Source organism: Metabacillus dongyingensis, from assembly GCF_019933155.2.
Lineage (GTDB): Bacteria > Bacillota > Bacilli > Bacillales > Bacillaceae > Bacillus_P > Bacillus_P dongyingensis.
In genome coordinates this window covers 1,257,678-1,271,074 of sequence record NZ_CP082944.1, presented here as the reverse complement: position 1 = coordinate 1,271,074, position 13,397 = coordinate 1,257,678, and the positions used below count along the sequence as shown (strand labels likewise).

Here is a 13,397-nt window from a genome sequence, read left to right as displayed (position 1 = left end):
TATTATTGTTAAGCAATCTCAGATTCTTTCGAATGCACTTTTCTCATAAAGTCGTTTACATCAGATGGAACTTTACGGTCAAGTTTCGATACAATGTAAACAGACAGGAATCCGATTGGAACGGTAATCAGTCCAGGTACTCTGAATTGAAGGAATTCAGGCAGTGTCGTCGGGAAGAAAATCATATACATGGAAGAAAGCAGCCCGAGAACCAGTCCTGCAATTGCCCCTTTTTCTGTCATGCCTCTCCACCAGATACCGAGGATGAAGATAGGTGTAAATGTACTTGCAGCAACAGTAAAGGCCAGTGCAACAAGGTGACCAATTGATGCTTCTTTTACAAGAAGACCAAGAGCTCCATATAGAACGCCTAAAACGAGAATTGAGACCTTACCTGCTATAACGCGTTCTTTTTGAGTGATATTTTTTCTTAAAAAAGTAGCATATAAATCATGTGCCAAAGCACCAGAGCTTGCGATAAATAATCCGGACAAGTTTGAGAATACTGCTGCAAATGCGCCTGCAATAACAAGCCCAAGCAGCCATTCTCCGCCTAGAGCCTGTGCAGTTGAAGGAATGACCATGTTGTTTCCACCGGCTACAAGATCTTTCATCACTTGAGGATCCGCTGAACCGCTTAAGAAAATAGATCTGCCAACTGCTCCAAGGTAAACCGCGAAGAAAAAGAAAACGCTTGCAATTAGGATCGCCATAAGAGCTGATTTACGAGCGGCCTTTGCACTTGGGTTTGTATAAAAGCGCAATAGAATATGCGGAAGACCAATCGTACCTAACGCAAGTCCGATTGTCATGGAAATAGTCTGCCAGAAGGAAGGAAAGTAGTTTCCGGTGCCAATCCAAGTTTGACCGTCATGAACAACGTCTTTTCCGTCAGGGGCAAACGTTGCAGTTCCGGCAATGGTTCCTGTAAATTCTGTAACGGATGCAAGAATTCTTTCATAATATAAACCGCCGTAAATGGCCGCTACTACCATTAAAATAAATGCGCCAAGTCGAATCCATAATTCGAGCGCCTGGTTTAAAGTAGTTCCTTTCATTCCGCCGATTCCAACATAGAAGATCATGACACTGCAAGTAAAAATAATTCCAAATTCATAGCTTGTACCAAAGAACATGCTTAAAATTTGTGCCGCTCCCAATAATTGCGGTGCAGCATAGAAACCTGAAATAGCCAATACGACGGCAACCGCGGCCAGTCGGGCCCGTTTGCTGTGAAAGCGGTAGCCAAGAAAATCCGCAACCGTATAGGCACCAAATCTGCGCAGCGGTCCCGCAACAAAGATTGCCAGAAGGGTCAATCCGATAGAGAAGCAAAAAGCATAATAGGCTCCATCATAGCCAAGCTGAAACGTCAGGCCTGCAATCCCGAGGAATGTGGCAGCACTTAAATAATCCCCTCCGATGGCAGATCCATTTGTAAACCATCCGAAGCTCCGGCCGCCTACAAAAAAGTCAGAAGCCGTTGTGTTCCGCTTTGAAAGATACGTAATGTAGACAATCGTTCCCATCAGAAAAATGGTGAGCAGCATTTTTGGTTCGAATAAAGCAGCCATCAGTTGACACCTCTTCCGTCAGAAGGATGAATGGAGCTTTCTGTCGTCTGGCTCTTTCTCAATCTCTTCTCATATAAAGCAGTATGAATATAAGCAATAATAAAGGCCATTCCCATCGCAACAATCCCTGTAAAAAACCAGGCATATGTCATTCCGCCGTAAAAACTTGAAAACATAAACTCGGGTGCAAACCAATTCAGAATCGGCATCGCAAAAATAAAGGCAAAATAAAACAGTGTGAGTTTCGAACCTGTACGAAATTCACTTTTCATCAAGTGGCGTGTCTGCTGATCAAGCGGCGCAAGCTCCCGAACGTCAACTGTCCCTGCTTCTACATAATCATAGTCTTTAAACTCAGCGGCCAAAATCCGTTCCCCCTTTGTTTTTATCTATTTTCACTGCATGCTTGTATTTTACAATAGAAGGAAACGGCATACCTTACAATAAATTATCAGAAATGTATAAATATTTAATATATTCACCATTTCATGTATACTAGTACTAGAGACATACTGTAAGGGATGGGGAATTACGCGTGTACAACGTTACATTCATAGTGGAAGAAACAGCAGAAAAAGATAAAATGGCTGCATGGATACATGAAGAATTAGAGGATTCCCTGCAAACAGATGAAGGCAATAAAATCGGTTCTCTTACTATTGCCGTTGTAGAGATTGCCAAGCTATTTGACTGGGTCAAAATTCACCGGCTGCAAAAACAGCACCATGACTGCATCATCTTTCCGCTTCTTGACACATCTATGCTGAAAACATCTCCAATTGCCATCGAACTGCAGCTGCAATCCATGCTTGTAAAACCCGTCAAAAAACATACATTTATTAAAAGCTTAAGAAAAGTGATTACGTCCAATAAAAATGAAAGCGCAGTCATAACAAATTATGATTCGATCGTTCAGCAGATGGAACAGGACCGCGGGACTGATGCCCGTCTCCTTCCTTTTCAAGAAGCTTTCCTGCGCAGACTGCTCCGTGCCGAAGTAAAATCAGAAGAAGAGCTGTTTGCAGCACGGTCCTATCTTCCTGATAACTCAGTCCCAAACGCAGTTTGCTTTATACAGGGATTTATTCACAATCAGAGCAGGGAAAAAGCAGAATCTGCCCCTCTTCTCATTCAGACAGTCTTTAAAGAGCTTTTTTCCCAAGTGGGCCAGCAGCCGTCTTTTCTTGCTTACAAAAAACATTTGCTTATGCTCATCCAGGTTCCGCATGGCTTCTCTTCCATTCGGGCTTGGCAGGAAGGCGAAAGCAAATTGCTCCATGGTATAGAAGTACTGAAAAATAAACATGGCATTCATTTATATATAGGTGTCGGTTCCATTTACAGAGAGCCTTTGCTTTTGTCCAATTCTTACCGGGAAGCACGCAAAGCAAGACGTACTCCGCATTACAACCGGCTCTCCCTTCGCTATTTTGAGGAAATAACCGATCATCCTCAAATCAATACATGTACAAGCTTTATTGCTGAACACTGTCAAAGTGATCTGACGACTAAAATTGTTGCAGATCAAATTAACATCAGTGTCCCTTATTTCTGCAAACTCTTCAAAAAGGAAACCGGACGCAGCTTTGTAGAATATGTAACCTTCGTCAGGCTGCAGCGCGCCGTCTGGATGCTCCGGCATACGGATCAGACAATTGAGCAAATTGCAGATGAACTTGGCTTTAATACCCCGAACTATTTCAGCTCTACCTTTAAAAAATATGTGAGCATTACCCCGAGCGAATATCGTTTGACGGATGAAATTCTGTTCGTATAAAGTTCAGGAAACGCATGGAGCTTACATGCGTTTTTTCAGACATTCACATAATGATTCTGTACAAATTCCCTAAACTTTCTGGTGCTCTTCAGCTTTAGCCTGATTTCAGGATTATTTGTCTTAAACAGCGGAATGCCATCACCTAAAATAATTGGGGCAGTCGTGATGATGTACTCATCGACCAAATTTTTTTTCATAAAGCTGTCCAATAGTCCGGCTCCTCCAACAAGCCATATGTCTTTGCCTTGCTGTGATTTTAATTTTCCAGCTAACGAAACAGGGTCTTCATTTGTAAAATGAATATCTGAATTTGTGCTGGTTTCTTTTCTTGTAAATACATAGCTGGTTTTTCCTTCATACGGATACTGATTATTGGTTAAAACAAGAACATGGTCATACGTTTTTTTCCCCATCACGACCGTATCAGCGGATCCGATAAACTCACTATAGCCATTGTCCCCTTCACCCTGAACCTCATCTAGCCAGCTGATATCCCCATCTCATATTAAGTGCAGCAAATTCGGCTATGAAACACTTATCTGGTGTGCAGCAAATTCAGTTTTGAAGCACTTATATCGTGTCGGAGCCACATTAAGTGCTGTAAATTCAGTTTTGAAGCACTTATCTGGTGTAGAAGCCCGCATTAAGTGCTGCAAATTCAGTTTTGAAGCACTTATCTGGTGCTGAAGTCCGCATTAAGTGCTGCAAATTCGGTTATGAAGCACTTATATCGTGTCGGAGCCCATATTAAGTGCTGCAAATTCGGTTATGAAGCACTTATATCGTGTCGGAGCCCATATTAAGTGCTGCAAATTCGGTTATGAAGCACTTATATCGTGTCGGAGCCCATATTAAGTGCTGCAAATTCGGTTCTGAAGCACTTATCTAGTGTTGAAGCCCGCATTAAGTGCTGTCTTCGTGCAATGTATCCATCAAGACTAATTGCAATGAATAAAACAATCTTCCGGCTCATATTTACATCTCCTTTAGTAATTAGGATTGACTTTCGCTTTCATAGTAACAGATAATGACGACAAAATTAGTCGTGATCAGAAAGGAAAAAAACATGTCAAAATTTCAGCGATTATTCAGTATCCTGTTCTACATAAACCGGAACAGAAAAGTAACGGCAGACGAATTATCTAATGAGTTTGGAGTATCTGTCCGCACTATCCAGCGTGATTTGGCCGAGCTTGAACAATGGGGCATGCCTCTATATAGTAAACAAGGACCTCACGGGGGGTACACTGTTTTGAAAAATAACATTCTTCCGCCGCTTTTCTTTACTGAAGACGAAGGACTGGCTTTATATTTTTCATATGAGCACCTGATGCACTACCAAACCCTGCCGTTTCAAACTGAAATTAAGGCCGCTTCCGATAAACTATATTTATCATTTAATGACGCAATCAAAAAGAAAATAAACGAAATAAAGAATCACATTTCCTTTTGGACTCCTCCTCAGAAAGTTTCCGCGCCTTTTTTAAATGATGTTCTCGTCAGCGCCGTCAGCCAAAAGCAGATCGAGATAGAATATGAGGGAAAAAAAGGAAAAGCCTTTCGCAAAATTCTTCCATATGGCATTTATGCATCTAAAGGGTTATGGTATTGTCCAGCCTATGACTACAGCCATCAGGAAGACCGATTATTCAGAGTGGACCGAATCTGCGGCATTAAGTTCATGGATGCAGAAGTATCTATAAGAACGAACCTGTCAGAATGGGTTTCTAAAATGGAAGAGCGGGAACAGATTCCTTTTAAGGTTCAATTGACCAAAAATGGAGTGAGGGAATGCAAGAGCATACCATCCCTTGCTGATCATATCACTCTGCATAATGATGGAACAGGCAGCATCTCTTCCAAAATCCCTATTGATGAAATCAACTATATGGCGAGATACTTTTATTTGCTTGGAGGGGATGCTTTCGTAGAAGAACCGCAGGAACTGATAGAGGTGATATTATCACATGCGCGTGCCATGCTGGATCGGTATAACCATTAAAAAATTCCCCTTTCCGGGGAATTTTCATTTTAGCTTAATTTTCACTTCGCGGTTTGGCGCCTTATCGTTTTTCACAGGCGGAAGTCCATATCCATACCCAGTTGCCGCCTGTTTTACTGTATTCGTTACACTGTGGATGACCTCGCCCATATCCTGAGCAGATTCAAGCAAAGGTTCTACCGATTTCATCTTGCTTTTCACATCGACTGTAATTTGATTGGCAGAGTGAATCAGATCCTCAGCCTCTCCAGTCAAATCATGAACAGCCTTTCTTACCTCAACTAGCGTCTCATTAGTCTCTTCGAGTGTAACCATTCCCCTTCTGAGCGTTTGAATCAAATACCCGACAAGACAAATAAACGCTAAAGCAGCTCCGACAGCACTTAGCTCAATTAACATATAGCACCCCCACGGCCGATTATGTACAAGACATGCTGTACATTGGTAAATTATATGTTTCGGCCATGGCCAGTAGAAGCTTATAGTTTCAGCATTTCACCTTTTCGAAGAAGCGGTGCTTCTGCATGAACAGTTTCCGGATATTTGATTCCCTGCCCTGTATTCAGGCAGACTACTGTCTCATCTTCTTTAATCCAGTTTCTTTCTCTTAAAATACGTGCCGCTGCAAAAGTCGCCGCCCCCTCGGGACAAATAAAACAGCCTTCTAATTCAGCAACATGTGACTGCTCCTCTTGAATCTCTTTTTCAGAAACAGCAATTGCACAGCCATTCGTATCATAAATTCCCTGAAGAACCAGAAAATCACCTATCGCTTTAGGAACATTAATGCCAAACGCATCCGTCTGCGAGTTTTCCCAGAACTCTGATTCCGTTTTGCCTTCATCAAAAGCTTTCACAATTGGTGCGCAGCCCTCAGCCTGAACAGCAACAAGACGGGGAAGCTTGTCCTTGCTGATCCAGCCAAGCTCCTGCAATTCAAGAAGTGCTTTGTAGATTCCGATTATGCCCACACCCCCGCCAGTCGGGTACAAAATAACATCAGGCACACTCCAATTCAGCTGTTCCGCAATTTCATACCCCATCGTCTTTTTCCCTTCAATGCGGTATGGCTCTTTTAGAGTAGAAGCATCGTAAAAACCCTCATCACTTACAACCTGCGCTACAACTTTGCCTGCATCACTTATTAATCCATCAATTAAATACAAGTTCGCACCGGATATTGCTGTTTCTTTTCTAGTAATAAGAGGCGCATCAAGAGGCATGATAATATACGGCTCAATTCCCGCTCTTGCTGCATAGAGTGACCACGCTGCACCCGCATTCCCGTTTGTCGGCATTGCAAATGTTTTCACACCCAGTTCCTTCGCTTTGGAAATACCGACAGCAGCTCCTCTCGCTTTAAAAGAACCGGTTGGAATGAGACCTTCATCTTTCATAAGAAGATGTTGAATCCCGAGTTCGCCTCCGATTCTGGCCATCTTAAGCAGCGGTGTCATGCCCTCTCCCATCGAAACAATATTGTCCGGATTTTCTACCGGCAGCAGCTCATGATATTTCCATAGACTGTTCTCCCGATGACTTACCTCTTCTTTCGTCAAAACAGATTTAATTTGATCCAAATGATAGTTTACCAGTAACGGCGATCCGCACGTGCAAAGCTGCTGAATCGTTTCTGCTGAATACTCCGCCCCGCATTTCGGACAGCTTAAATGTGATAGATAACTATAGTTCATGAACAAATCCCTCCTAAAAGAAAAAACCCCTAACAAGTGGATGTTAAGGGCCTTCGGTTTTCCGATCAGCATATGTATAGAAAGATAGCTTATCTTTTTTTTATAGTCAAACTTAACGGCTGCTTTCCCGATTATGTCTCCGTCTGAGAATCTGATTGATCATTTTATAATTTAAAACATTAAACCACAACAATGCATCGATAAAAAAACTGCCGGTCTCAACATCATCATTTCTCATTTTTTCCTCAATGAACCATCCAACAAAGTAGCTCCCCACAAGCCAGATCAAGTATATCTGCAGGAATTCACCGAAGGTCCCCTCAAAAGGAATCGCAATAAACTTAAAAATGGCAAGCACTCCTGTAATCAAAACAAAAAATGACGCACCTAAAAGAAAAAAGAGTCTAAACAAAAAACCTAAACACCCCACTGCATCTCACACCTCTCTCTAAAATAATATCATTCATCTGGAAGTTCGAGAATGTATTTTCTGTTTTTTCAGCTGCCGGTTAAGATGCAGTAATGAGAGGCAGGCGGATACCTGTATTTTAGTCACGAATGCTTGAGGTGAGTTATTTGCACTCTTTTTGGCAGAAGGATTATGCCAAGTTTTTAAACGATTTCCTCTGTTAATGAATTCGAACGTTTTTGGAGGCTATCAGAAAGCAGACTGTAGGCGGCTATTTTCTTTTTGTACTGTTTTACTACATAAACGTGATCTTTGTAACTGTATACAAATAACCTAACATCCTTTTTTCCTCTTTTAGTATCAATAACTATTGGAGTCCCGCTGTTATCTGGATGTAAAAATAATTTCTCGCTCCCTGGATAGATATAATATTTTTTAAAAAATGTAGCTTCGTTAAAATAATTAATAACTTGAATTTTTTCTTCACCTTCCAATAAATTCCCATTAATAGTTAGTGTGGAATTTGAGTCACTAAGTTTTGAATGAATCTCAAATTTGCTGAGAAGCCATTCAACACCAAACGTTGGAATACAGGTTATTACTATTTTAAGAGCACTCATTAGAATTAATGAAATCAAAACTGCCCAAGTCATATTTATCATTCTCCTTCCTTTAATAGTTGAACTTTTAAAACACTATAAACCTAATAATGTGTCCTAAATTCTTTAAATACCTAAATCAATATTTTCTTCTTTTTCCACAGGAAATGTACACCTGACAAAATTATTATCACGTTCTTCTGATTTATAGCTTCATTAGGTTATTGACATGATCTAAATTAGGCAAACCATGATACATATACGCCTACTGCAATAAGAGAAATAAAAATAACAATAACGTAAATCCAAGTTAAATTGGAAGTGTTTCGTTTTACTGCGTTCCTATAATCTTTATCTCCTTTTCCAGCTATTAATAAAGTGGAAATAAGTGAAACGATTCCAATAATTATCACTAAACCTATTGCAAGTTCCATGGTATACACCTCATTATCTGCACAGGCAGCTTCTCAGCTTATCTGCGTTACTTATAAACTCTACCGTATTATACAATTAAGAACAAATGTAATAACCGTCCAATTTGGAATAATTTTGACCATCCATTTCATAGTTGTCTTGCGAAAGTTTCTATACAACACGAAAAAAAAACGATTCCCCACAAAGGAATCGTCCTAAACTCTATCAAGCTCTCAATTTATTAATAGCATGTGCAGGCAGCTTCGCCAAGGCCTTCCCAAAATCTTTGATCAAGTCGTCTGCATCCTCAAGGCCTACGCTGATGCGCAATAAACCATCCGAGATCCCGCGGCGCTCCCGCTCTTCTTTTGGCATGGCAGCGTGAGACATTCTGGCCGGATAGGAAAGAATAGATTCTACTGCGCCGAGGCTTACAGCAAATACAGGGAGCTCCACATTTTTAACAAGGGTGCGGACAGCGTCTTCATCGGCTAATGTGAATGATAGCACGGCACCTGGTCCGTCCGCCTGGTAACGCTGAATCGAGTGGCCAGGATGGAACGTTAATCCTGGATAATAAACGTTTCGGACAGCTTTATGCTTAGACAAGTACTCTGCCAGCTTCCTCGCAGATGCTGATGATTGCTGTAGTCTGACGTTCAGTGTTTTCATTCCGCGGAGCACAAGCCAGCTGTCCTGCACGCCGAGTACCGCACCGAATGCATTTTGCAGTTTCCCTACCTGTGCAGCAAGCTCTTCGTCTTTTACAACCGCGAGTCCTGCAAGTACATCACTGTGTCCAGCCAAAAACTTGGTTGCGCTGTGAAGCACGATATCGACTCCTAGCTCGAGTGGACGCTGAAGGACTGGTGTTAAAAACGTATTGTCTAAAAATGTTAAACAGTTATTTGCTTTTGCAAGTTTCGTAATGCCCTGGATGTCGGTAATTTTCAAAAGCGGATTTGACGGTGTCTCAACATAGATAACTTTTGTATTCGGCTTGATGTGTGACGCCACTTCATGCAAATCGGTCATGTCGACAAAGCTGTATTCAATGCCGAATCTGCTCAATACATCTGTGATGATCCTGTATGTTCCGCCGTATACATCTTCAGTAATTAGAACGTGGTCTCCTTTAGAAAGGAGCAAGAAACAGGTTGAAATGGCCGCCATTCCAGAAGCAAAGGCAAATCCTTTGGTACCGCCTTCTAGTTCGGCAATTGTTTCTTCTAATGCCTCGCGTGTCGGGTTCCCCGATCTGCTGTAATCAAATTTTCCATAGTCATCAAAGTCAAATTGGTGAAAAGTAGAGGAATGATTGATCGGCACGCTTACCGCTCCTGTTTCCTTTTGCACCTTTTGACGATTGTGGAGCAGCTTCGTCTCGAATTTCCAATCATCGTTGCTCAACTTTCTCCGCCTCCTTCATCAGTTCAAATGCTTCTGTTAAATCCTTTTCCAAATCTCCTGCGTATTCAATTCCGACAGAAAAGCGCAATAGCTTGTTGCACACGCCATTTGCAACGCGAATCTCTTCAGGAATATCCATATGAGTCTGAGTCGCTGGATATGTGATAAAGCTTTCCACTCCGCCCAGGCTTTCTGCAAATGTGATCGTCTTTAAGGCTTTCAAAAATGGATTCACCCATTCTTCCTTCTGCAGCCTGAATGAAAGCATTCCGCCTTTGCCAGGATAAAGCACCTCTGTCACTTCTGTTTGATTTTCAAGAAATACTGCAAGCTTTCCGGCATTTTTTTCATGCTGGTTCATCCGCAGGGCCAGGGTTTTCATGCCGCGGATCAAGAGCCATGAATCAAAAGGAGAAAGCACCCCCCCGATCGCGTTGTGATGCTGTGCAAGCTCTTCACAAAGCTCTGTTCCCTTAGCAACAACCAAACCGGCAAGCACATCATTGTGTCCGCCCAAATATTTGGTGGCACTATGTATGACAATGTCCGCTCCATCTAAAATCGGCGTTTGCAGGATCGGCGTGTAGAAGGTGTTGTCGACAATCAGCAGCAGATGGTTTTCACGGGCTATTTTAGCAATCTTGCTGACCTCTGTTTCCTGCATCAAAGGATTAGTCGGAGTTTCCAGAAAAATGGCCTTTGTGCGTTCATTGATCAGCTGCTGCGTACAGTTTTCGTCGTTAAAATCAGCGTAATGAAAAACAAGTCCGTATTTTCTCCATTCCCGTTCGAATAAACGGTAGGTTCCCCCGTACAAATCTGAGGATACAATGAGCTCGTCTCCGCTTTTAAACAATGCCATCAATGTCTGAATCGCTGCCATTCCTGAACTGAAGGCATATCCCTGATCTCCATGCTCAAGCTCTGCAATGGCTTTTTCAAGTATCGCCCGAGTAGGATTTCCAGTGCGGATGTAATCAAATCCAGTTGATTCCCCAATTCCATTGTGCCTGTATGCTGTAGAAAAATAGACGGGCGGATTCACTGTTCCCGTTACGTTTTCACTTCGATTTCCAATTTGCGCCAAGATTGTTTCAATGCGTTCTGACATTTCCAACACCGTCCCATTGTTTTTTCTAAAATAAAAAACGTCTTCCTCATTTAAGAAGAAGACGTTGATATCGAATGATTGCTTCTCCTTATCTCCCAAGCTTATTACCTGCGCTTGCTGGATTTAGCACCTTGGTTCGAACAGGAACATTCTCTGTTCTTTTCCGGTTGCTGAGATTTCACAGGGCCAGAACCCTCCATCTCTCTGGATAAGAATAAATAGTATGAACTTTTTGAATTGTTTTTATAACCTTATCTCATTATCAAATATTTTGCAAGGGGTTTTTTATGAATATTTACGATTCACAATCATCACACCTGCAATAATCAACAAACCGCCTGCCCCGCTCATTAATAAAAAAGGTTCATTCAGCAAGATGACTGCCGCAATAACAGTTGCAAGCGGTTCAAAGTAAAGAAAGGATGACACTTTAGCCGCCTCCATGACCTCCAGGGCTTTTCCCCAAAACCAGTATGCGACTGCCGAGACAAAGATTCCGAGAAACAGCAAATGAGTCCAGTTTTCCTGTGTCAGCACAGTCAGCTGAACCCAGCCGTTATTTCTCATAAAGAATGGAATTGTCATCAAAAAACCAATAAGGCTTGTATAAAAAGTAATGGTTAATGCAGGATAAGGGATTTTTAATTTTTTTATAAGAATGGAATAAACCGCCCAATTTAATGTACTTAAGATCATCAGTGCATATCCCATATTAGCATGAAAGGTTAATGACCCGCCTTGTCCATAAGATGTAATCAAGAGAACGCCAAGTACAGCAATTGACATGCCTGCAGCTTTAAAAAGCGTAAACGTTTCTTTTAAAAATAGAGATGCCAGAACTGCTGTGAATATCGGGGAAAAAGAGATGATCCATCCTGCTTCCGATGCCTGAATGGACTTCAATGCCGCAGCCTGTATGACTTGATGGACAAAGATTCCGAGTACGGCAAGTATAAAAACCTCAGGGAGATAATCCATTTTTATTTTTAAAGGCTGACGAAAAAGGAAAAGAAGGAGGAATAAAAAGAGAGATGCAATACCAAAACGCAAAACAAGCAATGTAAAAGGTTCCAGCTGAACTAAAACAGCTTTTGTTGATACAAAGGAAATTCCCCAGAACGAAATTGAGACAGCTGCATAGATACCTGCTGTAACATGAATTGATTTCCTCATTTTCAGGCATCCTTCCCTTTATCAGGCTTGTCTTCTTATAAGGAATATGTACGGAATAAAGGAATTATGACGGGTTTAAATCTGTCAAAAAGTGTTCAAATGAACTGTCTTTTTTTTACAGATTACCTTGGTATATTTATCCTATAAGTGAAAGGCGGCAATACGGATGACATATTCATTAACAAAGCCAAAATGGGGTCTTTTTACAATCCTTGTTCTTCTCATAGCGGGATCAAATGCGGCGATTTACCGATTTCCATTTATGCAGCCTGTTCCAGCAGGAGCAAAGAACGCAAATGTTATTCTTCTGAATGCGGATGAGGCCCGTCAATTCATTTCAGACGTATCAGCAAAAATCAATCGTGCATGAAGCAAGAATTTTGTCACAATTCATGCTAAAATAAATGGAAGCGTTTTTAATAATGGATGTGACAGCGTCCAACATCTTTGGAGGTATTTGTGATGACAGCAAAAGCAGGAATTGTAAAAGAGACGCTGCTTTATTCAAAAGAATTAGAAGAAGAAGTAACGCTCCTGATTTATCTGCCGAAGAATTATTCGCCGCTTTATAAGTATAGCCTGATCATTGCACAGGACGGTCAGGATTACTTCAGACTCGGGCGCATCTCAAGGCAGACAGAAGAGCTGTTAAGTGAGAAAGAAATTGAAAATGTGATCATTGTCGGCATACCGTATCGTGACGTGCATGACCGCCGTGATAAATATCATCCTGAAGGGCCGAAGCAAAAAGCTTATATTCGCTTTTTGGCTCATGAAGTTGTTCCTTTTCTGGATAAGGAGTTTCCAACCTATCAAATGGGTGCCGGGCGGGCTCTAATCGGAGATTCTCTGGCTGGAACGGTATCCTTTATGACTGCTCTTACTTATCCGAATACGTTTGGTAAAGTAATCATGCAATCACCTTATTCAGATGAAACGGTTCTGCAAATGGTAGAGGACTTTTCTTCTCCTGCCTTATTATCGGTCTATCATCAAATTGGCACGAAAGAAACAGAAGTCAAAACGACTGACGGCGCAGTTCAGGACTTCCTTGCCCCAAACAGGAAACTGCACGCGGCCATTGACGCTAAAGGAATTCCATCCGTCTATGAAGAATTTGAAGGCGACCACAAATGGACTTTCTGGCAGCCGTCTTTGAAAAAGATTTTAAAAACAATGTTCTAATTGGCTCATATGCTTTAAACCGTAATTTTTGATATACTATGAATACATA

The 13,397-nt window shown here is 41.6% G+C and carries 16 protein-coding genes and 1 riboswitch; of the genes, 4 read left to right on the top strand and 12 right to left on the bottom strand.

The features are described from left to right. Window positions 1-8: 8 nt before the first annotated feature. Together K8L98_RS06290 and K8L98_RS06285 are read right to left on the bottom strand one after the other, a co-directional pair. Window positions 9-1,577 (bottom strand): sodium/solute symporter, encoded by a 1,569-nt coding sequence (locus K8L98_RS06290; RefSeq protein ID WP_338037034.1) that lies wholly within the window; start codon window positions 1,575-1,577, stop codon window positions 9-11. Next, the gene (locus K8L98_RS06285; protein WP_223440500.1) at window positions 1,574-1,939 is read right to left on the bottom strand and encodes a DUF485 domain-containing protein; all 366 of its coding nucleotides are present in this window, start codon (window positions 1,937-1,939) and stop codon (window positions 1,574-1,576) included. The genes K8L98_RS06290 and K8L98_RS06285 overlap by 4 nt, the downstream gene beginning before the upstream one ends. A 170-nt stretch (window positions 1,940-2,109) precedes the next feature. Here K8L98_RS06285 and K8L98_RS06280 point away from each other — a divergent pair, with 170 nt between their 5' ends. Then, window positions 2,110-3,351 carry a helix-turn-helix domain-containing protein gene (locus K8L98_RS06280; RefSeq protein ID WP_223440499.1) on the top strand — a complete coding sequence of 414 codons (1,242 nt, stop codon included), beginning with the start codon at window positions 2,110-2,112 and terminating at the stop codon, window positions 3,349-3,351. A gap of 35 nt (window positions 3,352-3,386) precedes the next feature. On the opposite strand, the gene K8L98_RS06275 is transcribed toward K8L98_RS06280, so the two are convergent. Continuing rightward, window positions 3,387-3,764 carry a dihydrofolate reductase family protein gene (locus tag K8L98_RS06275; RefSeq protein WP_223440497.1) on the bottom strand — a complete coding sequence of 126 codons (378 nt, stop codon included), beginning with the start codon at window positions 3,762-3,764 and terminating at the stop codon, window positions 3,387-3,389. A gap of 416 nt (window positions 3,765-4,180) precedes the next feature. Beyond that, window positions 4,181-4,324, bottom strand: a complete 144-nt coding sequence (locus K8L98_RS06270) for a dihydrofolate reductase family protein (RefSeq protein ID WP_223440494.1) — start codon at window positions 4,322-4,324, stop codon at window positions 4,181-4,183. Window positions 4,325-4,417: 93 nt separating this feature from the next. Between K8L98_RS06270 and K8L98_RS06265 the strand changes: the two genes are divergently transcribed. Beyond that, window positions 4,418-5,353, top strand: coding sequence for a helix-turn-helix transcriptional regulator (locus K8L98_RS06265; protein WP_223440492.1), 936 nt, complete (start codon window positions 4,418-4,420; stop codon window positions 5,351-5,353). A 24-nt stretch (window positions 5,354-5,377) separates the two neighbouring features. On the opposite strand, the gene K8L98_RS06260 is transcribed toward K8L98_RS06265, so the two are convergent. The 8 genes from K8L98_RS06260 to K8L98_RS06225 form a co-directional block, all read right to left on the bottom strand. Continuing rightward, on the bottom strand, window positions 5,378-5,752 hold the full coding sequence (locus K8L98_RS06260) for a DUF948 domain-containing protein (RefSeq protein ID WP_223440490.1): 375 nt from the start codon (window positions 5,750-5,752) through the stop codon (window positions 5,378-5,380). Window positions 5,753-5,832: 80 nt separating this feature from the next. Then, complete coding sequence (locus K8L98_RS06255; RefSeq protein WP_223440488.1) at window positions 5,833-7,047, bottom strand: threonine synthase; 1,215 nt, start codon at window positions 7,045-7,047, stop codon at window positions 5,833-5,835. Window positions 7,048-7,159: 112 nt separating this feature from the next. After that, window positions 7,160-7,459, bottom strand: coding sequence for a hypothetical protein (locus tag K8L98_RS06250; protein WP_223440486.1), 300 nt, complete (start codon window positions 7,457-7,459; stop codon window positions 7,160-7,162). Window positions 7,460-7,659: 200 nt separating this feature from the next. Further along, window positions 7,660-8,109, bottom strand: a complete 450-nt coding sequence (locus K8L98_RS06245; RefSeq protein WP_223440484.1) for a YfmQ family protein — start codon at window positions 8,107-8,109, stop codon at window positions 7,660-7,662. Window positions 8,110-8,294: 185 nt separating this feature from the next. After that, window positions 8,295-8,489, bottom strand: a complete 195-nt coding sequence (locus K8L98_RS06240) for a hypothetical protein (RefSeq protein ID WP_223440482.1) — start codon at window positions 8,487-8,489, stop codon at window positions 8,295-8,297. A gap of 205 nt (window positions 8,490-8,694) precedes the next feature. After that, window positions 8,695-9,879, bottom strand: coding sequence for a cystathionine beta-lyase (gene metC, locus K8L98_RS06235; RefSeq protein WP_223440480.1), 1,185 nt, complete (start codon window positions 9,877-9,879; stop codon window positions 8,695-8,697). Continuing rightward, on the bottom strand, window positions 9,866-10,990 hold the full coding sequence (locus tag K8L98_RS06230) for a methionine biosynthesis PLP-dependent protein (protein WP_223440479.1): 1,125 nt from the start codon (window positions 10,988-10,990) through the stop codon (window positions 9,866-9,868). Before K8L98_RS06230 ends, metC begins: the two co-directional genes overlap by 14 nt. An 85-nt stretch (window positions 10,991-11,075) precedes the next feature. Beyond that, window positions 11,076-11,205: riboswitch (SAM riboswitch) on the bottom strand. Between the two features lie 70 nt (window positions 11,206-11,275). After that, window positions 11,276-12,163 carry a DMT family transporter gene (locus K8L98_RS06225; RefSeq protein ID WP_223440478.1) on the bottom strand — a complete coding sequence of 296 codons (888 nt, stop codon included), beginning with the start codon at window positions 12,161-12,163 and terminating at the stop codon, window positions 11,276-11,278. A gap of 166 nt (window positions 12,164-12,329) precedes the next feature. On the opposite strand from K8L98_RS06225, the gene K8L98_RS06220 reads away from it, so the two are divergent. Together K8L98_RS06220 and K8L98_RS06215 are read left to right on the top strand one after the other, a co-directional pair. Further along, window positions 12,330-12,533, top strand: a complete 204-nt coding sequence (locus tag K8L98_RS06220) for a hypothetical protein (protein WP_223440477.1) — start codon at window positions 12,330-12,332, stop codon at window positions 12,531-12,533. 92 nt (window positions 12,534-12,625) lie between these two features. Next, entirely contained in the window at window positions 12,626-13,348 is a 723-nt protein-coding gene (locus K8L98_RS06215) for an alpha/beta hydrolase (RefSeq protein WP_223440476.1), read from the top strand. Window positions 13,349-13,397 lie beyond the last annotated feature (49 nt).